We start from the raw sequence: 23186 nt of genomic DNA on the forward strand, positions 1-23186 counted from the left end.
GTGCCCGACGCGGTCCCACGCGCCGCGGGCGGGCGGGGTGTCGCCGTGGCGGGGGATGCGCGGCCAGAAGATCCGGCGTCCGAAGATGACGAGCAGGGCGGGCAGCAATGACATGACGACGACCAGGCCGCCGAGCACGCCGATGGCGCCGATCGGGCCGAGCGCGTAGTTGAAGCCCATGTCGGCGGCGAGCAGGCACAGCAGGCCGAGCGACACCGTCGCGGCGGACGCGATGATCGGCGCGGCGGCGCGGCGGAGGGCGACCGCCATCGCGCGGTGGCGGTCGGGGTGGCGGCGCAGCTCCTCGCGGTAGCGGGCGAGGAGGAGCAGCGCGTAGTCGGTCGAGATGCCGAAGACCAGCGCGTTCAGGATGGTGGACATGCCGTCCGCGACGTAGAGGCCGGCGTGCTTCCCCAGGAGGTAGACGACGGCGCCCGAGACCTGGAGGGCGATCGCCGCGTTCACGATCGGCAGCAGCCACAGGACCGGGCTGCGGTAGGTGAGCAGCAGGACGGCCGTGACGATGAGGACCGTGACGACGAAGACCGGCGTCTCGACGTCCTCGAAGGCGTCACCGACGTCGAGCGCGGCGCCGGCGGGGCCGGTCAGGCGGACCTCCAGGCCGGGTGGTGCGCCCGCCTGGGAGGTGTCGCGGAGTTTCCCGGCCTTGTCCGCGAGGGTGTCGTCGTCCGGCAGCGGGACGCTCAGCATGAGCGCCTTCCCGTCGCGGGACGGCTGCGGCGGCTCGACCGTCCCGGCGGCGAGGGGCGCGACGGCGCGCCTGTCGGCCTCGGCCTTCGCGCGGTCCGCGCCGGTGATGCCGGACGGCCGGACGTAGGCGACGACGCCCGGTGCCGGCTCGCCGTCCGGGAAGCGGGACGTCAGCTCCTCCACCCGGGTCGACTGCGCGCCGCGGGGGAGTTCGGCGGACGACGTGGCCTCGACGACGTCCGGCAGGCGGCTCGCGGCCGGGACGGCCATGATCGTGATCACGACCCAGCCCAGGAGGACGGCCCATTTCAGCAGGCGGGCCGATGGTTTGCTTGAGAGCAGCATGTGATGCTCTCCTTTCCGTGGGGGTTCCGTGTCGCGTGCGAACACGCCTTGCGGCGTGGTGATGCGGGGCTTCCGCCCGTCCGGGCCGCCGAGCGGCAACTCGGCGGTCCGGGCTCTAGACCTCCGGGAACGCCAGGAACCTGGCGTGGAAGGTGCGCGCGTCCGAGGGCGGTTCGTCGTCGTCGCGTTTGTAGCGGTAGAGGAGCGCGATGTACTCCTCGAAGAAGGGGCGCACCTGCTCCGGCGCGAGCGTGATCGTGGAGAACGAGAAGAGCAGGGCGTCGGCCCACGGGCCCATCGCGTCGCGTTCCTCCTGGAAGCACGTGAGCGCCTCCAGTTCGTTCGCGAGTTCCATGCGGGTCATGTCCTCCACGGCCTCGCGCATCTCCGGCGACTGCTCGCTGTACACGGGCAAGCGCCGGTCGGCGGGGATCGCCCGCCACCAGCGTTCGCGGCCGCGCGCCAGCTCCGGCGCCTCCTCCACGAACCCGTGCCTGGCGAGCTGCCGCAGGTGGTAGCTCGTCGAGCCGGTGCTCTGCCCCAGCTCGCGGGCGAGGGTCGTGGACGAGACGGGACCGCGCCGCATGATCTCGGCGATGCGCCGGCGGAGCGGGTGCGCGAGCAGCCGCACCTGCTGCGGATCGGTGACCGGCCGGGGCGGCGGCTGTTCCTTCATGCCCGCGACGCTAAGAGTTGCAAAGACCCTTTGCAACGGTTCTTGGCAAACTTCACCGCAGCGGAGGAGGGACCTGCGACCTGAGGAGGAGCGGGCGCCTGGCTCTGCGGTCCGGGACGCGGCCTCCCGCGACATCCGGAGAAGTCGTGGGTCATTGGCCACCGGACTCGACTGTGGTCAACTAAAGTCACTGAGGTCGGCGGGAGGGGAACGATGCGCGATCACATGGACGAGGTGTCGCCGGGGGCGACGCTGGCCGAGAAGGTCGAGTGGCTGATCCGGAATCTGTGGCCGGCCGACGCGGGGCCGCCGCGCAACAACGTGGAGACGGCCGCCGCCATCGCCCGCGCCACGGGGGAGGACATCTCGTCCACCACCGTGTGGAAGCTCCGCACGGGACGCCAGGACAACCCGCAGCTCAAGACGCTCACCGCGCTCGCCACGTTCTTCGGCGTGCCGATCGGGTTCTTCGGCTTCCCCAGTGAGTCCGGCCCCATCGGCGACGACCTCACGCTCCTGGCGCTGCGCCGCGACGTGGAGCACGGCGTCATCAGGCCCGAGGTGCTGCGCGCCCTCGTCGACCTGTCTCCGGAGGCGCGGTGGGTCGTGGACGAGATGATCCTCGGCGCCGCGGCCGCCGACCGGCGGCGGCACGGCGGGCAAAGCGCCTAGTGCGCGTCGTGGGACGGGTCCGGTGCCGTCGTCATCTTCTCGCACCGGACGAAGGCACCGGCCCTTCCGCCGGTGGTCCGCCCGTGAGTCCGTGCGTCGCGAGGAGGACGGCGGAGACCCCCACCAGCGCGACACCCACGAGCAGGTTGACGAAGGTCGCGACGGTGCTGCGCAGCATTCCGGCGAGGGAGAGATGGGCCACGTCCCGAGTGTCCCATTCCGTGGCGCGATCCTCTCGGCGGACGAGGTTTCCCCGGGTGGTGATCAGGTAGACACCAAACAGCCACATCGCCGGTACCGGGAGGGGCTATGCCGCCGTACGCCGTCGCCCTGTCGGTGATCGGGCTGGTGGCGGCGACCGTCGCCGGTGTCTACGCGGTCTCGTTCGCGCTTGCGCCCCGGACGTTCGAGAGCGGGCCGTTCCTGTCGGGCGCCCGTCCGGCGGAGCACGCGCTGTCCCGGTACCACGTCCGCTGGTACACGGTGTCGATGGTCTTCCTCGCCTTCGACATGGAGATGGTGTTCATGTATCCGTGGGCGCTCGTCGTCGCGTCCGTGGGCGTGAAGGCCGTCGTGGAGATGTTCCTCTTCCTCGCGCTGATCCTGGTCGGCGTCCTGTACGCGTGGCGCGAGGGGGCGCTGCGGTGGGCCTGAGGGCGTTCGCGGCTCCGCGCCCGTTCGTCGTCGCGGCGGCGGACGGGACGCGCGACCGCGTCGCCGTGGAGGCGGAGGTCCGGTCGCGCGGGTGGCGTCCCGCGCTGTCGCCCGCGGAGACGGGGATGCTCGTCGTCTGCGGAACCCCTGGGCCGGCGCTGGCGGACGCCATCGAGACCGTGTGGCGGGACATGCCCGAACCGCGCGTCCGAGCCTCGGCCGCCCTGGAAGGCGTCGCCGGTGGCGCCCGGCGCTCCGCGGATCCGGACGACGCCGGCATGGCGGACCGGGCGGACGACCGGGACGGGCTGCGGCTGGACGTCCTGCACGTGCCGCTCGGGCCCGTGCTGCCCCACTGGCCCGCGGGGTTGCGGATCGATCTGACGTTGCAGGGCGACGTCGTCCAGGCGGCGGACGCGGCCGCGGTCGACACCGCGGACGGCGCGTTCTGGGACGCGCACCCGGCCGCGTCCCGGCTCGACAGCGTCTCCCGGCTGTTGCGCGTGGCGGGCTGGGACGCGGCGGGCGAGGAGGCGGCCGTCCTGAGGGACAAGGCGCTCGGCGGGATCCCGGACGGCGCGCTCGCGACGCGCTTCCTCCCGTTCGCCCGGATGGTCGGACGCTCACGGACCCTGGGATGGATGACGCGCGGCGTCGGCACCCTGACCGGCCGCCCGGACATCGGCATCGACGTCAAGGACCGGCTGGACGAGTGGCTGCGGGAGATCGGAACCGCCCTCGAAGGGGGCGGGAGCCGTCCGCGCCGCCCGTGGGGCGAGCTGCTGGAGGTGCTGCCGCCGCTGCTCGAAGGCGCCGGGCTCGCCGAGGCGCGGCTGATCGTGGCGAGCCTCGATCCCGACCTCGGGACGGCCCCCGATGGCTGAGGTTCTCGTCCTCGGTGCGCTGGCGGTGGCGGCGGCCTCGCTGAACGCCGCGTTCGCCGGCCGCCGTCCCGCGGAGCCGTTCCGGGAGGCGGCGCGGCTGCTGACCATGCAGCGGCGCGTCACGGTTCGTGCCGACATGCCGCTGGCCAGGATCGGAGTGATCTCGCTGCCGGTCGCGGCGGCGCTCGCGGCCCTGGTCGTGCCGGTCGGCGAAAAGGCGGCGGTGGACTCGCCGGTCGGTGTCGTCTGGTTCAACGCGATGGAGGTCGTGGCCTGGGCGTCGGTGTGGCTGGCAGGCTGGGGCGTCAACTCCGCGTTCGCGCTGGTCGGCGGGTACCGGTTCCTCGCGCAGGGACTCGCGTACGAGCTGCCGCACATGTTCGCGCTCATCACCGCCGGCCTGGCCGCGCACTCCCTGGACCTGCGGGTGATCGGCGAGGCGCAGGACGGGCTGTGGTTCGCGGTCTGGATGCCGGTCGCGTTCGCCGCCTACCTGGTATCCGCGCTCGCGATGGCGTTCTGGGGGCCGTTCGGGCATCCCGTGGGCGGGGATCTGGCCGGGGGAGCGGCGCTGGAGCTGCCGGGGCCCGACCGGCTCGTGTTCCTGGCGGGACGGTACGGGCTGCTCACGGTGTCGGCGGCCGTGGCCGTCCCGCTGTTCCTGGGCGGCGGGTCGGGGCCGCTGCTGCCGGGGTGGGCATGGTCGCTGGTGAAGACCTCCGCGGTGCTCGCCCTGCTGGTGTGGACCCGGCACCGGCTGCCCGTGCTGCGCATGGACCGGTTCATGACGGCGGCGTGGACGGTGCTGATCCCGGCCACGCTGCTGCAGATGCTCGTCGTCGGGCTCGTCGTCGTGTGAGGAGGTGGAACCGTGGAGGACGTCGCGTTCTGGGTGCTCGCCGTCGCCGCCGTGGGGTCGGGCATCGCGGTGTTCGTCGTCGACTCGATGGCGCGGGCCACATTCGCGCTGCTCGCCTCGTTCCTGTGCGTCGGGGCGGAGCTGCTGCTGGCCGGGCTGGACTACCTCGGCGTCCTGGTGATCCTGATGATGATCATGGAAATGCTGGTGATGGCCGTCTTCATGGTCATGTACATGATGAACCCGGCCGGGCTGATGCCGATGAGCATGCTGCACAACAAGCGCGGCGCGCTGGCCATATCCGGGGCGGCGTTCGCGGTGCTGGCCGCCGGGATCCTCGCGATCCCGTGGCCGGAGCGGACGGGAGGCCCGCCCGCCGACCCGGCGTTCGCGCTCGGTGAGTCGATCATGGGCCCGAAGATGCTGGTCATGATGGTGATCGGCATCGCCATCACGACCACCATGATCGCGACCGTGGTGCTGGCCACGCACCGGGGGCGGTACGGCGATGACGCTTGAGGCGTTCCTGCTCCTGGCCGCGGCGCTGTTCTGCGTCGGGATGTTCGGCGCGCTGTCGCAGCAGTCGATCGTGATGCTGATGATGGGCCTCGAACTCATGATCAACGGGATCATCGTCGCCGCGGCCGGGTTCTGGTACCGGGTGTCGCCGGGGTCGGCCGACGGGCAGGTCCTCGTGCTGGTGGCCATCACCGTGATGGCCCTCGAAATGGCGATGGGGTTCGCGGTCGTCACCGCGCTCTTCCGGGCGCGCGACGTGGACCTCACCGATGACGCGGGTGATCTGAAGGGATGAGGATCGCGCTGCTGCCGGGCTGGCCGGGCGGGCCGGCGATGGACGGGCTGTCCGCCGTCCTCGCCGTGACCGTGGCCGTCGTCCTGGTCGCGGTGCTGGTCTACGCGGCGGGCCAGGGATACGGCGTGCGCTTCCACGTCCTGATGCTGCTGTTCGCGGCGGCGATGCTGGTCACGGTCACCGCGACGGACCTGCTCCTGCTCCTCATGGGCTGGGAGGTCATGGGCGCGATGTCGTACGCGCTCATCGGCTACGTGTGGCCGGACGCGGAACGGGTGCGGTCGGCGGACGTCGCGTTCCTCACCACCCGGGCCGCGGACATGGGCCTCTACGCGGCGGCGGGCTTCGCGGTCGCCGGAGCGCACTCTCTGGAGTTCGGCGCGCTGGCGCAGGCGGAGGCGCCGTGGCGTGACCTGATCGCCGCGGGGATCGTGGTCTCCGCGCTCGGCAAATCGGCCCAGCTCCCCTTCTCGTCCTGGCTGTCGCGGGCCATGGCGGGACCGAGCCCGGTGTCGGCCTTGCTGCACTCGGCGACGATGGTCGCCGCCGGCGCCTATCTACTGCTGCGTCTCCATCCGCTGCTGGCCGCGACCGGATGGGCCGCGACGCTCGTCTGCTGGGCGGGCGCGCTGACCGCGCTGGTGCTGGGTGCCGTCGCGCTCGCGCAGCGCGACCTCAAGCAGCTGCTCGCCGCGTCCACGTCCGCGCAGATCGGCTTCATGGTGCTGGCGGCGGGAACCGGGGCGATCGCGGCAGGGACGGCCCATTGGGTCGCGCACGCCGCCGTGAAGAGCCTGCTGTTCCTCTGCGCTGGGGTATGGCTGACCGCCCTCGGAACCCGGCGGCTGGACGAGCTGCGCGGGGCGGCGCGCCGGAACCGCCTGGTCGGCGCCGCCTTCGGTGTGGGCGCGCTCGCGCTGGCCGGTGTCCCGCCGTTGTCGCTGTGGGTCACGAAGGACGAGGTCCTGGCCGCGGCCGGTGAAAGCTCGGCCGCACTGCTCGCGACCGGTTTCGCGGCGTCGGTGCTGTCATCGGCCTACGCCGCCAAGGCGCTGGTCATGCTGTTCCGCCGTCCTGCGGGCGGTTCCGCGTTGCGCGTCCCGGTCCTGGTGCGGCTGCCGCTGCCCGTCCTGGCCCTCGCGGCCGCCGTGCTGGGCGTGCTCGGCCTCCCCCCGGTGGCCGAACGGTGGCGGCGGATGCTCGGCGTGCCGGACGAGGCCACGCCCGACGTGTGGGAGGCCGCCCTCTCCGCGGGTCTGGCGCTGGTGACGGTCGGCGCGGTCGCCGTGGCCCGGCGGGTTCCCGCGCCCGGCTGGGCGGCCGACTGGCTGTACCTGGAGCGCGCCGTGTCGGCCGTGGTGGTCCGCCCTGTGCTCGCCGTCGCGCGTGTGCTGGCGCGGTTCGACGACCACGTCGTCGACGGCGCCGTGCGAGGCGTCGCGCGGGGCGGGCGGTGGGCCGCCGGGCCGGCCGGACGCCGCGTCGAGTTCCGCGTGGACGCCCTGGTCGCCGTGGTCGGCCGCGCCGCACGGGGACTCGCGGCCCTGGCCCGCCGGCCGCAGACCGGGCAGCTCCACACGTACTACGCCCAGGCCGCCGTGGTCCTCGCCGTACTCGTCGTCGTCGCCGTCCTGGCGGGGTGACCCGTGCTCACACTGGTGATCTTCATGCCGCTGGCCGCCGCGCTCGCGCTGCCGGCCGTCCCGCGCCGCGCGGTGCCCTGGGCGTGGATCGGCGTCGCCCTCGCCGAACTGGCCCTCGTCATCGCCATGTGGGTCGCGCACGGGACGGGAGGCGGCGTCTCGTTCGAGACGAACGTGCGGTGGATCCCGTCCGTGCGCGCCGGTTACCACGTCGGCGTGGACGGCCTGTCGCTGCCGCTCCTCGCCCTGACCGCCGTCCTGTTCGCCGCGTGCGCGGTGTACTCGCTGCGGCAGACCCACCGGCCACGGGCGTTCGCCGCGCTGTTCCTGTTCCTGGAGACGGTGTGCCTGGGACTGTTCGCGGCCCTCGACCTGCTGCTGTTCTTCGTCTTCTTCGACCTGTCGATCGTCGGCATGTACTTCGTCATCCTCGTGTGGGGGCACGGGGACAGGGCGCCGTCGGCGCTGAAGTTCTTCCTCTACACCTTCCTCGGGTCGCTCGTCCTCCTGCTGGGGTTCATCGGCCTCTACCTGGGCGCGGACCCCCACACCTTCGACATGGTGGAACTGACCCGTACGCCCCCGCTGGAGTCGTCGCCGGGGCTCGCCGGCCTGACACTCCTCGCCATCGGGCTCGGCCTCGGCATCAAGACGCCGGTCGTCCCGTTCCACACCTGGCTGCCGCCCGCGCACACCGACGCGCCCGCCGCGGGGTCGGCGATCCTGGCCGGGGTCATGCTGAAGATGGGCACCTACGGCCTCGTGCGGACCGCGATGCCGATGCTGCCGGACGCCTGGCGCCGCTACGCCCTCGTGATGCTGGTCGTCGGGCTGGCCGGCGTCCTGTACGGGGCGCTCGTCGCGCTCGCCCAGGAGAACCTCAAGCGGCTCGTCGCGTACACGTCCGTGAACCACATGGGCTACGTCGTCCTGGCGCTCGGCGCGGCCGGATACGCGGCCGGTGACGCCGACGCGCGGCGGCTCGCGGTCACGGGCGCGGTGACGCAGATGGTCAGCCACGGCCTGGTGACCGGGGCCCTGTTCCTGCTGTGCGGGGTCCTCTACGAGCGTGCGGGCGGCTACGAGATCGGACGGTTCGGCGGCGTCGCCGGCGTCGCCCCCGTCTACTCCGCTCTCCTCGCCGTCGCGGCGTTCGCGTCGCTCGGGCTGCCCGGACTGTCCGGCTTCATCGCCGAGTTCCAGATCTTCGCCGGGACGATCGGGACCGGAACCGCGGCGACGGCGGTGGCCGGCGCGCTCGCCGTCCTCGGCATCCTCATCACGGCCGGGCTGTTCCTGCGCGTCCTGCACACGGTGGTGACCGGCCCGCCCGGTGAACTGACCCCGCGGGTCACGGACGTGCGGCGGCCCGAACTGGCCGCGCTCGTCCCGCTGCTGGCGCTGTCGCTGCTCATCGGCGTCGCGCCGCGCCTCCTGCTCGACACGATCGAGCCGCTGTCCGCGGCGGTCGTCGCCCTGGTGGGCCGGTGATGAACGAGAACCCGGCCGACCTCGCGCCCGAGCTGTGCGTCCTCCTCGCCGCCGTGCTCGGCCTGGTCTGCGGGCTGTTCCTGCCCCGCCGGCGGCAGTGGCGCGTCGCGGTGATCTGCGCGGCGGGGCTCGTCGCCGGGCTGGCCGTCGCGGGCGTCGCCGCGACCCGGCCCGACCTGACGGCGTTCGGCGCGTTCCGCGTCGACGCGGTCACGCACGTCACCCGGATCGCCGTCCTCGGCTCGGCGCTGCTCGTCGTCGCCCTCGCCGCCGGGCGGATGCGGGACCATCCGCGCGAGAGCGAGCACTACACGCTGGTCCTGCTCTCGGCGCTCGGCGCGATCGCGCTCGGCGCGTCGTCCGACCTGCTCGTCCTGGTCGCCGCGTACCTGCTGGCGAGCCTGCCCGCGTACGCGCTCGCCGGGTTCGGCAAGGACGCGCCCGGCACCGAGGCCGCGCTGAAGTACTACCTGATGGGCGCGCTGCTCGGCGTCCTGATGCTCGGCGGCGTCACGGTCCTGTCCGGGGTCGGCCGCGGCACGGCGTACGGGACCCTCCGTGCCGGGCTGGCGGACGCGCCGCAGGCGGCGGTCGCGGCGGGCGTGGTGGCGCTGCTGGCCGGGCTGCTGTTCAAGGCGGGCGCCCTCCCCGGGCACTTCTGGGTCCCGGACGTGGCCGAGGGCGCCCCGCCGGCCGTGGCGGCGTTCGTCACCACCGTCCCCAAGATCGGCGCCTTCGCCGCCCTCTACCGGATCGGCGCCGACGCGCTCCCCCCGGACGCCGCCGGATGGCCCGCCCTCGTCGCCGTGATCGCCGCGGCCACGATGACGCTCGGCAACCTCGCCGCGTTCGGGCAGGACAACGTCCGGCGGCTGCTCGCCTACTCGACCGTCAGCCAGGCCGGCTACCTGCTGGTCCCGGTCGCCATGGCGGGACGGACCGACCTGGCGCGGCCCGCGCTGCTGTTCTACGTCGCCGCCTACGCGGTGACGAACGTGGGCGCGTTCGCCGTCGTCCTCGCCGCCCGGCGCGACGACCTGGCCGGCTACACGGGCCTCCTGCGCGGCTCACCGCTCGTCGGCCTCGCGCTCGTCGTCTGCCTGCTCGGCTTCGTCGGGACGCCGCCGACCGCCGTGTTCGTCGGGAAGGTTCTGATGTTCGGCGCGGCCCTCGACGGCGGCTACCTCTGGCTCGCCGTGGTCGCCGCCGTCAACAGCGTCGCGAGCGTCTTCTACTACCTGCGGTGGATCGTCCCGCTGTTGGGGCGGCCGGACGGCCCGCTCCTCCTCGGACGCGGCGCGTCCGCCGTCGCCGTCGCGGCCGCCGCCCTCTCCGTCGCCCTGGGCGCCGGAAGCGGCATCGCGCTCGCGGCGCCCTGAGCGGCCGGGTCGGGCCGGATCAGCCTTGGCGGGGCTCCTGGAAGCGGGGCGCCCGCATGTTGACCAGGCTGTCGAGCTTGTGGACGCGCTCGTCGTGCCCGATCTGGCGGAGCAGGTCGGCGACCGAGCCGTACTCGCCGTACTCGGCCGCGTACGTCGCGGGCGCCGGCACGTGGTCCAGCTCGGGGTGCTCGGCGACGTACGCCATGTACTCGTGCTCGGCGTGGTCCTCGAAGTCGGCGTTGAGCCGGTAGCTCATCTCGGGCCGCACCAGGAACAGCAGCCACGAGACGTGGTAGTAGAAGAACGCCACGAGCCACGGTGCCAGTCGGTGCAGGAGGAACGACTGCCTCATCCCGTCCCGCTGGACGATGTCCTGGAGGATGAGCAGGTGCCACTGCTCGTTGTCCTGCTCCTCGCGGGTCTCGACGATCCGCTCGTAGACGCGCTTGGCGATCGCGGAACGGCGGCGCTGCCGCGACAGCGAGACGTAGCCCATCCGCTCCCACGCCTGGTAGGGGACGCGGGCGATGAACTCCAGCATCGTGAACTTCACGAGCGTGCGGTCGCGGCCGTAGACCAGGTCCATCTGCTTGAACAGCATCCGGGCCAGCAGCCCGTACTTCAGCCGCGGGGTTTCGAGGGTCTCGATCTGGGCGGCGCGCAGCTCCGTCGGGGAGAGCTTCGGCGGGCCGGCGTGGACGGGGGCGTGGGCGTCGGGGCGGATGAGGGTCTGCGTCGTGTTCGTCATGCCGTTGATGCTGCGTGTACGGCATGCGTTCCGGCATCGGCCGCTGAGATGCACCCGGCCTACGGCCCTGGACGCCGTCCGCACGCTCCGGATACCGCAACGGGCGTAGGGGACGACCCTGAACCCGTCTAGGGGGCCCGCCTGACGGGGGACGTCAGCGGCCCGGCCCGCTGTCGAACCACTCGCCGGCGGACCGGTTCGGCGGCGGCGCGGGCGCGGCGGGCTCGGCCGGCGTGCGCTGCGCGTCCGCCTCCTGCCGTACGCGGATGCGCTCCTGGAGCCGGGCCTCGACCCGGATCTCCTCCTCGCTCGGCGCCATCGCGATGATGACCAGCAGGATGATCGACACGCCGCCCACACCGCCCATGAGCGGCAGCAGGAAGTCGACGGCGCGGGCGCCGGTGGGGTCCGCCATGCCCTCGTGCATGGTGATCTCCATGGCCGCCATGCCGGTGTAGTGCATGCCGGTCACCGCGACACCCATGATCGCGGCGGCGCCGGCGGTCGCCCACATGCCCTTGACGCGGATGCTGAACCAGAGCGCCGTGGTGGCCGCCGCCAGGGCGATCAGCACCGACAGCCCGACCAGGACCGGCTGGTAGCCGATGTGCCCGGCCATGTTCATGGCGGACATACCGGTGTAGTGCATGCTCGCCACCCCGGCGCCCATGATGACGCCGCCGATGACGATCACGGGGACGCGGGCGCCGGCGAAGCCGACGATGAACAGCCCGATCGCGACGACCGCGATGGAGGTGGCGCAGCTCAGCAGGGTGAGCGGCACGTCGTAGCGGATCTCGTGGTCCTCGATGGTGAAGCCGAGCATGGCGATGAAGTGCATCACCCAGATCCCGGTGCCGCCGATGGCCAGCGCCGCGAGACCCAGCCAGGAGGCGCGTGAGAGACCGCGGGTCGCCCGCGCCCGGGCCGTGCACAGCAGGCCGAGCAGCGAGCCGATGAACGACATGGCATAGGCCGTCACCGGCGTGACCAACCCGTAGGAAAAGTGATGCACCTCTGCCATACGGTCCCCCCGTAAAAATGTTCCTGCTGTGACCGCGGAATCATATTCGGTTCACCAGCGGAAACGGCAGTACAGCGGGCGTTGACCGGTGATTGACCTTCGGTGGACCGTCGAGTAACGGCCTGGCCGGTCACTGCCCGTACGCGAATGGAGGGCACCGCGTGATCATCGGGCGCTCGGGCGGCGAAGAACGACGGTCTCCACACCCGCGAGGCCGAGGACCTCGGCGGCCGACCCCTGGTTCACCGCCAGGCCGAGCCAGCCGGACGAGTCGACCCAGACGAGGGGCGCGCCGGGGGAGACGCCGCCGAAGGTCTCCTCGAACGTGACCCGTGCGGAGCCGGGCGCCGGATCCGTCCATGCGACGTCCAGGGGAGTCCCGTACGGGAGCGGGCCGAACGCGGCGGCCAGGTCCGCCGGCTCGCCGCCGAGGACCAGGCTGCCGAACCGGTCGGTGTAGAGGACCGGGACGGTCAGCTCCCCGTCGCGCGCCACCGCGGACGGGACGTCCAGCGGCAGAGGCTCGACCGCGGGCCCGAGGTCGGCGACGTCCAGTCCGGTGGCGAGGTGGGCGGCGGCGGGAGAGAAGATGTCGCGCCCGTGGAACGAGGTGGAGACGGCGGGCAGCCGGTACGCCGGGTTCTCCAGCGCGTGCGCCCGGACGACGCCGCCCAGCCCGGCCGCCGCCGGGACCAGGAGGCCGTTGTCCGGGCCGACCAGCACGTCCCCGCGTCCCGTCTCGATCGCCACGGGAAGGCGCGGCGTGCCGACACCCGGGTCGACGATCCCCACATGGACGCCGGCCGGCATGTACGGGAGCGCCTGGCGGAGCAGCATCGCGCCCTCCCGGACGGCGAACGGGGTGATCTCGTCGCTCAGCACGAGCACGTTCGCCGCCGGCGCGATCGTGGAGACGACCCCCGCGCAGATCGCCGTGTAGGCGGCACCGAAGTCGGTCGCCAGACTCACGAACGAACGGCTGTCCCGCATGACCGCGATCCTACCCGGCGTCCCTGCGACGAGCTCAGCCGAACCGGCGGGCGGAGGCGTCTTCCTGGGCCAGGCGCCGCAGGGCGGTGAGGACCTGTTCGTACAGGACGGTCGAGACCAGCAGCGAATGGACCGTCCGGGCGCGCGGCGTTCCCTCGGCGACCCTGCCGATCTCGTGGTCGGCCACCTCCGCCGCGGCCTTCACGTAGGGGCGCAGATCCTTGAGCGTGATCGGGAAGCCGAGGCGGCGCAGCGCCACGAACGTGTGCGCGAGCAGGTCGCGGGCCGGGGCGCGGTCGCCCACGTTCCAGCCGAGTTCCCGGACGAGCGCGTCCACGTCCTGGCGGGCGGCGCGCCAGTGCGGGTCGTGCGGCGCCGCGACGTGCGGGCCGATCGCGTACTGGGTGGTGCCGAACAGCTCGTGCAGGCTGACCCGGTCGTCGTCGATGGCCGAGATGATCTGCTGGATCGACGAGACCGGCAGGTCGCCGACCTCGCGCAGCGCGCTGATCAGCCGCAGCCGCTCCAGATGGCGCACGTCGTACTCCGACCGCGTCGCGCTCACCGCCGAGCCCTTCGGGAGGAGGCCCTCCCGGATGTAGAACTTGATCGTCTGGACCGTCAGGCCGCTGCGATCGCTCAGCTCGGAGATCTGCACCGCCGCACCCCCCCCTTGACCGGACGTTTAACGCTATCCGGGTGGGCCGATTAGATACCGGCACTATCCAATGTCTGTCCGGGTTGCGGTGGTTTCTGGGGGAGGTCAGGAGGCGGTGCGCCGCATGCCCTCGGAGATCTTCTCGGCCGCCGCGGCGACGGGGGCGGCGTGCAGGCGGCCGGGGGCGCGGCTCAGGCGCTCCAGGGGGCCCGACACCGACACGGCGGCGATCACCCGCCCGCCGGCGCCGCGGATCGGGGCGGAGACCGAGCCGACGCCCTGCTCGCGCTCACCGACGCTCTGCGCCCAGCCCCGCCGGCGGACGGACGACAGCGTGGCGGCCTCGAACTTGGCGTTGCGCAGGCCGCGGTGCAGCCGGTCCGGCTCCTCCCAGGCGAGCAGGATCTGCGCGGCCGAACCCGCCGTCATCGGGAGCGCGGCGCCGACCGGGATGGTGTCGCGCAGCCCGCTGGTGCGCTCGGCGGCGGCCACGCACACCCGGACGTCGCCCTGGCGGCGGAACAGCGAGGCGCTCTCGCCGGTGAGGTCGCGCAGGTGGGCGAGGACGGGCTGGGCGATCGCGAGGAGGCGGTCCTCGCCCGCCGCGACCGCGAGCTCGGCGAGCCTCGGCCCGAGGATGAAACGTCCCTGCGTGTCCCGGTGGACGAGACGGTGGTGCTCCAGCGCGACGGCCAGCCGGTGGGCCGTGGGGCGGGCCAGCCCGGTCGTCTGGACGAGCTGGGCGAGCGAGGCCGGGCCCGCCTCCAGCGCGTTCAGGACGAGAACGGCTTTGTCAAGTACGCCGACTCCGCTAGAGTTGTCCATGTCTTGATATTGCCGTCTCGGATTTTGAGATGCAAGTCAAGGTGACCAGGACCACGGCGCGCCTGCGACCGGCAGGGGACGCAGACGACAGTTCAGCAGGTGAGGTGGAAGTGATGGGCCGAACACTGGCCGAAAAGGTCTACGACGCGCATGTCGTACGGCGCGCCGAAGGTGAGCCGGACCTCCTCTACATCGACCTGCACCTCGTCCACGAGGTGACCAGCCCGCAGGCCTTCGACGGCCTGCGGATGGCCGGCCGCCCCGTCCGGCGCCCCGACCTGACGATCGCCACCGAGGACCACAACGTCCCGACGACGGACCTGCTGAAGCCCATCGCCGACCCGGTGTCGCGCACCCAGGTCGAGACCCTGCGCAAGAACTGCTCCGACTTCGGCGTCAGGCTGCACCCGATGGGCGACGACGGGCAGGGCATCGTCCACGTCATGGGCCCGCAGCTCGGCCTGACCCAGCCCGGCATGACCGTCGTCTGCGGCGACTCGCACACCTCCACGCACGGCGCGTTCGGCGCCCTCGCCTTCGGCATCGGCACCAGCGAGGTGGAGCACGTCCTCGCCACCCAGACGCTCCCGCAGGTCCAGCCGAAGACGATGGCCGTGACCGTCGAGGGCGCCCTGCCCGAGGGCGTGACCGCCAAGGACCTCATCCTCGCGATCATCGCGCGGATCGGCACCGGCGGCGGCCAGGGCCACATCATCGAGTACCGCGGCGAGGCCGTCCGGGCGCTGTCGATGGAGGGCCGCATGACGGTCTGCAACATGTCCATCGAGGCCGGCGCCCGCGCCGGGATGATCGCGCCGGACGAGACCACGTTCGCGTACCTCAAGGGCCGCCCCCACGCCCCCTCCAGTGCAGTTGCCGGGGGGCCTGGGGGGTCGTCCCCCCAGAATGAAGGCAGCGACGACTGGGCCGAGGCCGTCGAGTACTGGACGTCGCTGCGCACCGACGACGACGCGGTCTTCGACAAGGAGGTCGTGATCGACGCGGCCGAGCTGACCCCGTTCGTCACCTGGGGCACCAACCCCGGGCAGGGCCTCCCGCTCGGCGACTCCGTGCCCGACCCCGCGGCCTACGACGACCCCGTCAAGCGCCAGTCGGCCGAGCGCGCCCTGGAGTACATGGGGCTGACCGCCGGGACGCCGCTGCGCGACATCGAGGTGGACACCGTCTTCGTCGGCTCGTGCACCAACGGCCGCATCGAGGATCTCCGCGCGGTCGCGGGCGTCCTGAAGGGCCGCAAGGTCGCCGACGGCGTCCGGATGCTGGTCGTCCCCGGCTCCATGAGCGTCAAGAAGCAGGCCGAGGAGGAGGGCCTCGACGGCGTCATCTCCGCGTCCGGCGCCGAGTGGCGCGAGGCCGGCTGCTCGATGTGCCTGGCGATGAACCCCGACAAGCTCACGCCCGGCGAGCGCAGCGCCTCCACGTCCAACCGCAACTTCGAGGGCCGGCAGGGGCCCGGCGGCCGCACCCACCTGGTGTCGCCCGCCGTCGCCGCCGCCACCGCCGTCACCGGCCGTCTGACCGCCCCCGCCGACCTCTGAGGAGCCACGATGGAAGCGTTCACCACCTACACCGGGCGCGCGGTCCCGCTGCGCCGCAGCAACGTCGACACCGACCAGATCATCCCGGCCGTCTGGCTGAAGCAGGTCAGCCGCACCGGATTCGACGAGGGCCTGTTCTCCGGCTGGCGCGAGGACCCCGGCTTCGTCCTGAACCAGCCGCAGTACGACGGCGCGGGCATCCTGGTCGCCGGCCCCGACTTCGGCACCGGCTCGTCCCGCGAGCACGCCGTCTGGGCCCTCCAGCAGTACGGCTTCCGCGTCGTCATCGCGCCGCGCTTCGGCGACATCTTCCGCAACAACTCCACCAAGATGGGGCTGCTGCCCGTCATCCTCACCGCCGACCAGGTCGAGGACCTCCAGAGCCGGATCGAGAAGGACCCGGCCGTCGAGATCACCGTCGACCTGGGGAACCGCGAGGTCCGCTGGGACGGCCTGACCGCCCCCTTCGAGATCGACGACTACACCCGCTGGCGCCTCATGGAGGGCCTCGACGACATCGGCCTCACCCTCCGCCACGCCGAAGCCATCAACGATTTCGAATCCACCCGCCGTCCCTGGTTCCCCGTCACGATGTAGCGCAGCAGGCGACCCTGGTCACGGGGCCCACTGGCTCAAGCGCCAGTGGGCCCCGACTAGCATGCCCACAAAGCAGCGACATCAACCACCGCCGCACCACGCGACAACCTCAATCGTCGCGATCGCGTCCGAAGGCAGGTTTCGAGCCTGCGAGAAACCTGATCGCGCAGCGAGCCCCCAGGGCGAGTCGGAGCGATGCAGCGATCGCACCGCAGTCATCGACGATGGAGGGCCTCCAGGCCCGAAGGAGGAGATCACTGCATGCAAACACAGCCGCACTGGGACGATCCCGCGTTGACGCTGCTCGCGCGGCAGCTGCGTGACGCCCACCGGGCCGTCGCGCCGCTGCCCGCCGAGGAGCGGCAGCGGCTCATCCGGCACCTCCTGGCGATCACCGATCTGGCGAAACGGGACACCGGGCTGGCCGCCCGCAGGCTGGAGGCGTTCCTCGCCGATTTCCAAGAGACGCCCGACGTCGGTTAGCGTGCGCAGTGGCCGGATCCGGTCCGGTCACCCGGCGAGACAGGGGCGAGTGCGACAAAAACGCCAGCGACACGCCAACTCGTGCGTGCAGGTGATTGTGTCCATGCTGAGGGTCCCTTAGTTTCGTTCGGGCAAGGGGGGAACTAGAGGAGTAACCCATGAACAAGCGTGAGCTGGTCGACGCCATCTCTGACCGGCTGGGCAGCAAGAAGGCCGCAGCCGAGGCCGTCGACGCCATCCTGGAGGCGATCCAGACCGCCGTCGCCAAGGGCGACAAGGTCGCGATCACCGGGTTCGGTTCGTTCGAGAAGGCCGACCGGCCTGCCCGTACGGCCCGCAACCCCGCAACGGGCAAGACCATCGAGGTTCCCGCGACGTCCGTCCCGAAGTTCAAGGCGGGGGCGGACTTCAAGAACCTGGTGGCCGGCAAGAAGTAGGCAATGCCGCGTCGTCGCCCGGGACCGTGCCAAAACGGTCCCGGGCGTCGGCGTGTCCGGGGCCCTGGTCCGGGGGCGAGGGCAGCGGGAAGGTCGACAGCGTCACCACCGAGATCCGGTCGCCGTCCATCGCGAGGTTCACCCGCTGCCCCAGCCGCAGCAGCCGCAGCCCTCCCGCCGCGAACGCCTCCCCGTCGAAGGGCAGCTCCGTTCCGTCGTCGAGCAGCACGCTCCCCGAGCGCGTCGGAGCGTCGAACACCTTCACCGTCCCCTGCATACCCCGAACCCTAGGCGAAGGCGGGGAGACGGGCCGCCACCTCCCTCGTCCGGGGGCCGGTGCCGAGGGCCAGGGCGGCCCGGAGGTCGCCGGGGATGTCGACGTCGCGGCGGACGCTGTCGGTGCCGGGGATCAGGAGTTCCCGCGCGCCCCGCGCGCGGTGGGCGGCTCGGGAGTCCACGCCGAAGGCCGGGGAGAACGGGACGCCGGGGCCTGCCGTGTACAGGGTCGTGCCGACGCCGGCCGCGTCCGGGACGAAGGCCTCGGGCGCCTGGCCGGCCGCGTCGAGGACCCGCGCGAGTTCAAGAGGACGCAAAGCGGGCAGATCGGCGGAGAGCGCGCCTACGCCGGTGCCGGGGGCGAGTCCACGGCCGTGACCGGCGCCGTGGACGAGGGCCGGGTTCAGCCCGGCGTCCGGCACGTCGGGCACGACGACGGCGCCGAGGGCCGCCAGGTCGGCGGCCGGAAGGGGATCGTCGGTGACAACGATCACGGTGCGGACCCGGTCGCAGCGCAGCGCCGCGGCGACCGTGTCGGTCGCCACCGCCAGCGCGAGCGACTCGCGGTGCGGGCCCGCGGCCCCGGACATGCGGGTCTTCGCCCGGGCCAGCATCTTCACCGGCACCACGAGCGACCATCGGTTGAACTCTGCGGTAGACATGGCAACTCGACACTATGCGCACGCACCCGCGACACTTGTGGGCACCCTGCGTTCGCTCGGGGACGGATCAAGGAGGGGAGACGGGGCATGAGCCACGGGTATTCGCCGGCCTGGCGGAAGCTCACCATCGTCATCCTGCGCCCGCTGCTCTCGGGGCTGCTGAAACGGGACTGGCGCGGACGGGGCAGCGTGCCGGCGGAGGGCGGCGTCATCATCGCCGCGAACCACATCTCCGAAGCCGACCCCCTCGCGCTCGCCCACTTCGTGTACGAGTCGGGCCGCTACCCCGTCTTCCTGGCGAAGTCGACGCTGTTCGACGCGCGGTTCATCCGGAACGTCCTGCGCGGCACCGGCCAGATCCCCGTCTACCGCGACCATGCCGACGCGTCCCTCGCCCTGAAGGACGCCGAGCGGGCCCTGCTGGACGGCGAATGCCTGGTCTTCTACCCGGAGGGCAGCTGCACCCGTGACCCCGAACTGTGGCCCATGACCGGGCAGACCGGAGTGGCGCGGATGGCGCTGAAGACGGGCGCCAAGGTCGTCCCCGTGGCGAACTGGGGCGCGCACGAGCTGATGCCGTACCGGCGCGGCGCGCGGACCGGGCTCGCCGGAAGCCTGAAGAGGGGCGTCCACCCGCTCCCGCGCAAGACCATGAAGGTGCTCGCAGGCCCGCCCGTCGACCTGTCGGCCTACGAGGGGCGGCCGCTCACCAAGGAGACTTTGCTGGCGGCCACCGACGACATCATGGCCGCGATCACCGGCCTGCTCGGCGAGCTGCGCGGCCAGGAGCCGCCCGGAGAGCGCTACGACCACCACAGGGTGCTGGAGGAGCGGCGGCGCGCGTACCCGGCGGCCGGAGGCGAGGCGTTCGAGCCCACCGGGCCGTTTCCTCGTGGGGGAAAGACCCCCCACGCCCCCCGTGACGAGCAGGAGCCCGCGCGATCCGCGAACGGCGAGCCGAAGGCGGACGGCTCGTGACCTTCCGCACCGCGGTGATGGGGGCCGGTTCCTGGGGGACGACGTTCGCCAAGCTGCTCAGCGACGCGGGCGGCGACGTCGTCCTGTGGGGGCGCCGCCCCGAGGTCGTCGAGGCCGTCAACGAGCGCCACGAGAACCCCGACTACCTGCCCGGCGTCCCGCTGCCCGAAGGCGTCCGCGCGACGCTGGACCCGGCGGAGGCGCTGGCCGGCGCGGACTTCGTCGCGCTCGCCGTCCCCGCCCAGACCCTCCGGCGCAACCTCGGCGACTGGCTGCCGCTGCTGCCGGCGGACGCGGTCCTCGTCAGCCTGATGAAGGGCGTCGAGCACGGCACGTCCCGGCGGATGTCGGAGGTCGTCCGCGAGGTCGCGAACGTCCCCGAGGAACGCGTCGCGGTGTTCTGCGGGCCGAACCTGGCGCGCGAGGTCGCGGGCGGCGAGCCCGGCGCGGCGGTCGCGGCCTGCGCGGACGAGGACGCCGCGCGGCGCCTCCAGGCCGCGACGATGACGCCGTACTTCCGCGTCTACACCTCCACCGACGTCGTCGGCTGCGAGCTGGGCGGCGCGGTGAAGAACATCGTGGCGCTGTGCGTCGGCATGGCGGTCGGGCTCGGCTTCGGCGCCAGCACGCAGGCCCTGCTGATGACCCGCGGCCTCGCCGAGATCGCCCGGCTGGGCGCGGCGCTCGGCGCCGACGAGCACACCTTCGCGGGGCTCGCCGGGATGGGCGACCTCGTCGGGACGTGCATGTCGCCGCTGTCGCGCAACCGGACGTTCGGCGAGAACCTCGGCCGCGGCATGACGCTGGAGCAGGTCATCTCCGTCACCAAGCAGACCGCCGAGGGCGTCAGGTCGGCGGAGGCGGTGATGGAGCTGGCCCGCAAGCACAGCGTGGAGATGCCGATCACCGAGGCGGTCACCGCCGTGCTGCACCACGGGATGCCGATCAAGGAGGCGGCCATCTCGCTGATCTCCCGCTCCCCGAAGCCCGAGCGGTACGGGCTGTGACCGCCCCGCCGGAGGGCTCGCCGTGCCCGGATCGCTCGTGGCCGACCCGGGCTGATCACCGATAGGGTCGGACGAATGTCCCAGGTTTCTAGGATCCGCGTGGCCGTGGTCTTCGGCGGACGCAGCTCCGAGCACGCGATCTCCTGTGTCACCGCGGGGGCCGTGATGGCCGCCATCGACCGGGACCGGTACGAGGTGGTGCCGGTCGGCATCGCCCGCGACGGCCGCTGGGTGCTGCCGCCCGGCGACCTGCGGCTCGCGATCGAGGACGGCCGGCTGCCCGAGGTGACCGGCTCCGGCGACGCCCTCGCGCTGCCGTTCGACCCCGACAGCCGCGGCCTGATGGTCGTCCGGCCGGGCCAGGTGCCGGAGACGCTCGGCGACGTCGACGTGGTGCTGCCGCTGCTGCACGGCCCCTACGGCGAGGACGGCACCATCCAGGGACTCCTCGACCTCGCGGGCGTCCGCTACGTCGGAGCGGGCGTGCTGGCCAGCGCGGTCGGCATGGACAAGGGGTTCATGAAGCTCGTCTGGCAGGCGCGCGGCCTGCCCGTCGGCCCGTACGTCCTGGTCGGAGACCGGGAGTGGCGGCGGGAGCGCAAGCGCAAGATCGACGAGATCAAGGAACTGGGGCTGGCGAGCGGAACGCCGGTGTTCGTCAAGCCGGCGCGGGCCGGGTCGAGCATGGGCATCACCCGCGTCACCGACGAGGCCGGCCTGGAGGCCGCGGTCGAGGAGGCCCGCGAGCACGACCCGAAGGTCATCGTGGAGGCCGCGATCGAGGGCCGCGAGATCGAGTGCGGCGTCCTGCAGGGCCTGGACGACGGCCCGGCCGAGGCCAGCCTGCCCGCCGAGGTGCTGATGGCGGGCGACCACGACTTCTACGACTTCGAGACCAAGTACCTCGACGGCTCCACCAGCATGGCGATCCCCCCGGACCTGCCGGCCGCCGCGATCGAGGAGGTCCGCCGCATCGCCGTCCAGGCGTTCGACGCGCTCGACTGCGAGGGCCTCGCCCGCGTCGACTTCTTCCACACCGCGGACGGCCGCTGGGTCCTCAACGAGATCAACACCATGCCGGGCTTCACCCCGGCGTCGGCCTTCCCCCAGATGTGGGCGGCGACCGGCCTCGACTACTCCGCACTGGTCGACCGCCTCATCCGGACGGCGGCGACCCGCTCCACAGGACTGCGCTAGTTTTGCAGGCCCGGCCCACTGCGCTCGCCTTGCGGCTCGCGTGCTTATTGCAGTAACGGCCCACTGCGCTCGCCTTGCGGCTCGCTCCGTGACCGTTCCTGGTGCGAGGACCGTTCCTGGTGCGAGCGCGAACCGTCCTCCAGCCCCCACCCACCACCATCCAAACGACGAGCTTCGCTCGGCCATCACCGGCGATCTTCCCGGTGAGGCTCGCCTCCGGCGTCGCCTCACCGGTCAGTTAGCGCGCTCGCGTGCGGTGTCGGGGTCGTTGCGGGACGTGTTCTAGTCGTACGGCAGCCAGGCTGTGTTCTTTAGCGTGGCGGCGTTGGTGGCTCGGGCGCCCTTGTCGGAGAACGTCCACAGGGTGTCGGCGATGATCAGGGAGCGGCGGATGCCGGTGCCGTCGCCCGGGTGGCGGACTGTTCCGATCTCGGTGATGGACGCGTCGGTGACCTTGAGGGCCAGGGCCTCGCCGTTGGGGGCCACGGGGAGGACGGTGAGGCCGGTGTCGGGCCAGTACAGGAAGGCGTGCGGGTCGAACTCCGCCTGTGCTGTCGCTTCGGGGAGGGTGTGGTCGTCGATTCTGCGGGGCTGCTTGGCGGAGACGTCGAAGAGGGAGACCTGGAGGCCCTTGGTCCGGCCGTTGCGGTCGGCGTCCTGGCCGACGCCGAGGAGCCTGCCGTGCCCGGTGGGATGCAGGTACGCCGAATAGCCGGTGATCTTGAGTTCGCCGGTGAGGCGGGGCCGGCGCGGATCCTCCAGGTCGAGCACGTACAGCGGGTCGACCTGCCGGAACGTCACGACGTAGCCGGTCGTGCCGATGAACCGGACGGAGTAGATCCGCTCGCCCTTGCCGAGACCGTCGATCCATCCGATCTCGGCGAGGCGCCCGCCGTCCTGGGCGAGGACGTGAACCGAGCTCTGGGACGGCTTCTCCCCACGGGAGAACTGGCCGGTGGTCGTGGCCAGGCGCAGCTTCCCATCGTGCTCCGACATGGAGTACTGGTTGAGCAGGTCTCCCTTGACCGAACCCGACGCCACATAGCGGGGACGTCCCTGGCCGCTGACGTCGAACTTGTGGACGTCGGTGCGCACCTCAGGGCGCTTCTTGCGCGGTGTCCACATGGACGGCTTCGGGGGAGTGCCGGTGACGTACAGGCTCGTGCCGTTGCCGTAGACGGTCGAGCCGTCGGCGGCGACGCCGATCGCCCGCGGATCGCCGAGCCCCTGGGACAGGTCGAACGTCAGCACGCTCAGCATGGACGACCCGGCGGACGAGGACGGCCGGCTGACCTGGTCGCAGGGGACCTGGTACGTCCTGGCCGGGGTGCCGTTCCCGGCCTCGACCTGGAAGGCGGGGAGCCAGGCGTCGAGCGGGGCCGTCACCACGGCCCTCCTGTTCGCCTCGGCGGCCTGCTCGGCGTCGTTGCCGCCCGGGAAGTGGATGTCGGGCCGGGACTGCATCACGACGCGCACCGTCGAGCCGCTCTGCCGCGCGTCCAGGTAGTCGGCGTGGGTCGTCATGGTGCCGGCGACCTTCGGCGCGCCGGAGATGTCGATGAGGGTCAGGCGCGTGGTCGGTCTCGGTGTCTGCGGACTGGGGGAGTCCTGGAC

The 23186-nt window shown here is 72.4% G+C and carries 27 protein-coding genes; 16 read left to right on the top strand and 11 right to left on the bottom strand.

Annotated elements, in window-relative coordinates; translation table 11 throughout:
* Window positions 1–1056, bottom strand: a 1056-nt coding sequence (locus tag E1281_RS19335) for an MMPL family transporter (RefSeq protein WP_165959005.1), incomplete at its 3' end; no start/stop codon positions are given.
* 115 nt (window positions 1057–1171) lie between these two features.
* A complete protein-coding gene (locus E1281_RS19340) occupies window positions 1172–1732 on the bottom strand; it encodes a helix-turn-helix domain-containing protein (RefSeq protein ID WP_131880151.1) in 561 nt (186 codons plus the stop codon).
* Window positions 1733–1945: 213 nt separating this feature from the next.
* On the opposite strand from E1281_RS19340, the gene E1281_RS19345 reads away from it, so the two are divergent.
* Complete coding sequence (locus E1281_RS19345) at window positions 1946–2404, top strand: helix-turn-helix transcriptional regulator (RefSeq protein ID WP_131880153.1); 459 nt, start codon at window positions 1946–1948, stop codon at window positions 2402–2404.
* A gap of 31 nt (window positions 2405–2435) precedes the next feature.
* On the opposite strand, the gene E1281_RS40345 is transcribed toward E1281_RS19345, so the two are convergent.
* A complete protein-coding gene (locus tag E1281_RS40345) occupies window positions 2436–2606 on the bottom strand; it encodes a hypothetical protein (RefSeq protein WP_165959006.1) in 171 nt (56 codons plus the stop codon).
* A gap of 107 nt (window positions 2607–2713) precedes the next feature.
* Between E1281_RS40345 and E1281_RS19350 the strand changes: the two genes are divergently transcribed.
* The 8 genes from E1281_RS19350 to E1281_RS19385 are packed head-to-tail and all read left to right on the top strand — an operon-like array spanning window position 2714 to window position 10128.
* On the top strand, window positions 2714–3058 hold the full coding sequence (locus E1281_RS19350; RefSeq protein ID WP_131880155.1) for an NADH-quinone oxidoreductase subunit A: 345 nt from the start codon (window positions 2714–2716) through the stop codon (window positions 3056–3058).
* Complete coding sequence (locus E1281_RS19355; RefSeq protein WP_131880157.1) at window positions 3049–3942, top strand: hypothetical protein; 894 nt, start codon at window positions 3049–3051, stop codon at window positions 3940–3942. Before E1281_RS19350 ends, E1281_RS19355 begins: the two co-directional genes overlap by 10 nt.
* Window positions 3935–4801 carry an NADH-quinone oxidoreductase subunit H gene (locus E1281_RS19360; RefSeq protein WP_131880159.1) on the top strand — a complete coding sequence of 289 codons (867 nt, stop codon included), beginning with the start codon at window positions 3935–3937 and terminating at the stop codon, window positions 4799–4801. Before E1281_RS19355 ends, E1281_RS19360 begins: the two co-directional genes overlap by 8 nt.
* A 12-nt stretch (window positions 4802–4813) precedes the next feature.
* On the top strand, window positions 4814–5320 hold the full coding sequence (locus E1281_RS19365) for an NADH-quinone oxidoreductase subunit J (RefSeq protein ID WP_131880160.1): 507 nt from the start codon (window positions 4814–4816) through the stop codon (window positions 5318–5320).
* Window positions 5310–5615, top strand: a complete 306-nt coding sequence (gene nuoK / locus E1281_RS19370) for an NADH-quinone oxidoreductase subunit NuoK (protein ID WP_131880161.1) — start codon at window positions 5310–5312, stop codon at window positions 5613–5615. The genes E1281_RS19365 and nuoK overlap by 11 nt, the downstream gene beginning before the upstream one ends.
* Complete coding sequence (locus E1281_RS19375; protein WP_131880162.1) at window positions 5612–7258, top strand: proton-conducting transporter membrane subunit; 1647 nt, start codon at window positions 5612–5614, stop codon at window positions 7256–7258. The genes nuoK and E1281_RS19375 overlap by 4 nt, the downstream gene beginning before the upstream one ends.
* A 3-nt stretch (window positions 7259–7261) precedes the next feature.
* Window positions 7262–8749 (top strand): NADH-quinone oxidoreductase subunit M, encoded by a 1488-nt coding sequence (locus tag E1281_RS19380; protein ID WP_131880163.1) that lies wholly within the window; start codon window positions 7262–7264, stop codon window positions 8747–8749.
* Window positions 8749–10128, top strand: coding sequence for an NADH-quinone oxidoreductase subunit N (locus tag E1281_RS19385; protein ID WP_131880164.1), 1380 nt, complete (start codon window positions 8749–8751; stop codon window positions 10126–10128). Before E1281_RS19380 ends, E1281_RS19385 begins: the two co-directional genes overlap by 1 nt.
* A gap of 19 nt (window positions 10129–10147) precedes the next feature.
* On the opposite strand, the gene E1281_RS19390 is transcribed toward E1281_RS19385, so the two are convergent.
* From E1281_RS19390 to E1281_RS19410, 5 genes are all read right to left on the bottom strand, one after another.
* A complete protein-coding gene (locus E1281_RS19390; protein WP_131880165.1) occupies window positions 10148–10879 on the bottom strand; it encodes an alternative oxidase in 732 nt (243 codons plus the stop codon).
* A gap of 154 nt (window positions 10880–11033) precedes the next feature.
* Window positions 11034–11903, bottom strand: coding sequence for an MHYT domain-containing protein (locus tag E1281_RS19395; RefSeq protein WP_131880166.1), 870 nt, complete (start codon window positions 11901–11903; stop codon window positions 11034–11036).
* 165 nt (window positions 11904–12068) lie between these two features.
* Complete coding sequence (locus tag E1281_RS19400) at window positions 12069–12893, bottom strand: SAM-dependent chlorinase/fluorinase (RefSeq protein ID WP_131880167.1); 825 nt, start codon at window positions 12891–12893, stop codon at window positions 12069–12071.
* A 34-nt stretch (window positions 12894–12927) separates the two neighbouring features.
* A complete protein-coding gene (locus tag E1281_RS19405) occupies window positions 12928–13551 on the bottom strand; it encodes a MerR family transcriptional regulator (RefSeq protein WP_131880168.1) in 624 nt (207 codons plus the stop codon).
* Between the two features lie 105 nt (window positions 13552–13656).
* On the bottom strand, window positions 13657–14376 hold the full coding sequence (locus tag E1281_RS19410; RefSeq protein ID WP_131880169.1) for an IclR family transcriptional regulator: 720 nt from the start codon (window positions 14374–14376) through the stop codon (window positions 13657–13659).
* 113 nt (window positions 14377–14489) lie between these two features.
* On the opposite strand from E1281_RS19410, the gene leuC reads away from it, so the two are divergent.
* The 4 genes from leuC to E1281_RS19430 all read left to right on the top strand — a co-directional run bounded on the left by leuC (window position 14490) and on the right by E1281_RS19430 (window position 17452).
* A complete protein-coding gene (gene leuC, locus E1281_RS19415) occupies window positions 14490–15935 on the top strand; it encodes a 3-isopropylmalate dehydratase large subunit (protein WP_131880171.1) in 1446 nt (481 codons plus the stop codon).
* Between the two features lie 9 nt (window positions 15936–15944).
* The gene (gene leuD / locus E1281_RS19420; protein ID WP_131880173.1) at window positions 15945–16532 is read left to right on the top strand and encodes a 3-isopropylmalate dehydratase small subunit; all 588 of its coding nucleotides are present in this window, start codon (window positions 15945–15947) and stop codon (window positions 16530–16532) included.
* A gap of 261 nt (window positions 16533–16793) precedes the next feature.
* A complete protein-coding gene (locus tag E1281_RS19425; protein ID WP_131880175.1) occupies window positions 16794–17015 on the top strand; it encodes a hypothetical protein in 222 nt (73 codons plus the stop codon).
* 158 nt (window positions 17016–17173) lie between these two features.
* Complete coding sequence (locus E1281_RS19430) at window positions 17174–17452, top strand: HU family DNA-binding protein (protein ID WP_026403810.1); 279 nt, start codon at window positions 17174–17176, stop codon at window positions 17450–17452.
* On the opposite strand, the gene E1281_RS41960 is transcribed toward E1281_RS19430, so the two are convergent.
* Complete coding sequence (locus E1281_RS41960; protein ID WP_243717121.1) at window positions 17424–17729, bottom strand: hypothetical protein; 306 nt, start codon at window positions 17727–17729, stop codon at window positions 17424–17426. The two genes, E1281_RS19430 and E1281_RS41960, sit on opposite strands and share 29 nt — an antisense overlap.
* Window positions 17730–17739: 10 nt before the next feature.
* Window positions 17740–18390: a 2-phospho-L-lactate guanylyltransferase gene (cofC, locus tag E1281_RS19440; RefSeq protein ID WP_131880177.1), complete on the bottom strand. Its 651-nt coding sequence runs from the start codon at window positions 18388–18390 to the stop codon at window positions 17740–17742.
* A gap of 87 nt (window positions 18391–18477) precedes the next feature.
* On the opposite strand from cofC, the gene E1281_RS19445 reads away from it, so the two are divergent.
* The 3 genes from E1281_RS19445 (at window position 18478) to E1281_RS19455 (ending at window position 21572) form a co-directional block, all read left to right on the top strand.
* Window positions 18478–19368 carry a lysophospholipid acyltransferase family protein gene (locus E1281_RS19445; protein ID WP_131880179.1) on the top strand — a complete coding sequence of 297 codons (891 nt, stop codon included), beginning with the start codon at window positions 18478–18480 and terminating at the stop codon, window positions 19366–19368.
* 17 nt (window positions 19369–19385) lie between these two features.
* A complete protein-coding gene (locus E1281_RS19450) occupies window positions 19386–20375 on the top strand; it encodes an NAD(P)H-dependent glycerol-3-phosphate dehydrogenase (RefSeq protein ID WP_131880185.1) in 990 nt (329 codons plus the stop codon).
* Window positions 20376–20450: 75 nt separating this feature from the next.
* On the top strand, window positions 20451–21572 hold the full coding sequence (locus E1281_RS19455) for a D-alanine--D-alanine ligase family protein (protein WP_131880181.1): 1122 nt from the start codon (window positions 20451–20453) through the stop codon (window positions 21570–21572).
* A 282-nt stretch (window positions 21573–21854) separates the two neighbouring features.
* On the opposite strand, the gene E1281_RS19460 is transcribed toward E1281_RS19455, so the two are convergent.
* Window positions 21855–23186 (bottom strand): beta-propeller domain-containing protein (locus tag E1281_RS19460; protein ID WP_131880183.1); only part of this gene is annotated, 1332 nt, incomplete at its 5' end.

This window comes from Actinomadura sp. KC345 (assembly GCF_004348515.1).
Taxonomy (GTDB): Bacteria; Actinomycetota; Actinomycetes; order Streptosporangiales; family Streptosporangiaceae; genus Spirillospora.

Excerpts from the sequence above, each read along its gene's own strand:
- E1281_RS19340 (WP_131880151.1), bottom strand. The coding sequence starts at position 1,732 with ATGAAGGAACAGCCGCCGCCCCGGCCGGTCACCGATCCGCAGCAGGTG.
- E1281_RS19345 (WP_131880153.1), top strand. The coding sequence starts at position 1,946 with ATGCGCGATCACATGGACGAGGTGTCGCCGGGGGCGACGCTGGCCGAG.
- E1281_RS19350 (WP_131880155.1), top strand. The coding sequence starts at position 2,714 with ATGCCGCCGTACGCCGTCGCCCTGTCGGTGATCGGGCTGGTGGCGGCG.
- E1281_RS19360 (WP_131880159.1), top strand. The coding sequence starts at position 3,935 with ATGGCTGAGGTTCTCGTCCTCGGTGCGCTGGCGGTGGCGGCGGCCTCG.
- nuoK (WP_131880161.1), top strand. The coding sequence starts at position 5,310 with ATGACGCTTGAGGCGTTCCTGCTCCTGGCCGCGGCGCTGTTCTGCGTC.
- E1281_RS19375 (WP_131880162.1), top strand. The coding sequence starts at position 5,612 with ATGAGGATCGCGCTGCTGCCGGGCTGGCCGGGCGGGCCGGCGATGGAC.
- E1281_RS19385 (WP_131880164.1), top strand. The coding sequence starts at position 8,749 with ATGAACGAGAACCCGGCCGACCTCGCGCCCGAGCTGTGCGTCCTCCTC.
- E1281_RS19390 (WP_131880165.1), bottom strand. The coding sequence starts at position 10,879 with ATGACGAACACGACGCAGACCCTCATCCGCCCCGACGCCCACGCCCCC.
- E1281_RS19395 (WP_131880166.1), bottom strand. The coding sequence starts at position 11,903 with ATGGCAGAGGTGCATCACTTTTCCTACGGGTTGGTCACGCCGGTGACG.
- E1281_RS19400 (WP_131880167.1), bottom strand. The coding sequence starts at position 12,893 with ATGCGGGACAGCCGTTCGTTCGTGAGTCTGGCGACCGACTTCGGTGCC.
- E1281_RS19410 (WP_131880169.1), bottom strand. The coding sequence starts at position 14,376 with ATGGACAACTCTAGCGGAGTCGGCGTACTTGACAAAGCCGTTCTCGTC.
- leuC (WP_131880171.1), top strand. The coding sequence starts at position 14,490 with ATGGGCCGAACACTGGCCGAAAAGGTCTACGACGCGCATGTCGTACGG.
- leuD (WP_131880173.1), top strand. The coding sequence starts at position 15,945 with ATGGAAGCGTTCACCACCTACACCGGGCGCGCGGTCCCGCTGCGCCGC.
- E1281_RS19425 (WP_131880175.1), top strand. The coding sequence starts at position 16,794 with ATGCAAACACAGCCGCACTGGGACGATCCCGCGTTGACGCTGCTCGCG.
- E1281_RS19430 (WP_026403810.1), top strand. The coding sequence starts at position 17,174 with ATGAACAAGCGTGAGCTGGTCGACGCCATCTCTGACCGGCTGGGCAGC.
- E1281_RS41960 (WP_243717121.1), bottom strand. The coding sequence starts at position 17,729 with ATGCAGGGGACGGTGAAGGTGTTCGACGCTCCGACGCGCTCGGGGAGC.
- cofC (WP_131880177.1), bottom strand. The coding sequence starts at position 18,390 with ATGTCTACCGCAGAGTTCAACCGATGGTCGCTCGTGGTGCCGGTGAAG.
- E1281_RS19445 (WP_131880179.1), top strand. The coding sequence starts at position 18,478 with ATGAGCCACGGGTATTCGCCGGCCTGGCGGAAGCTCACCATCGTCATC.
- E1281_RS19450 (WP_131880185.1), top strand. The coding sequence starts at position 19,386 with ATGGGGGCCGGTTCCTGGGGGACGACGTTCGCCAAGCTGCTCAGCGAC.
- E1281_RS19455 (WP_131880181.1), top strand. The coding sequence starts at position 20,451 with ATGTCCCAGGTTTCTAGGATCCGCGTGGCCGTGGTCTTCGGCGGACGC.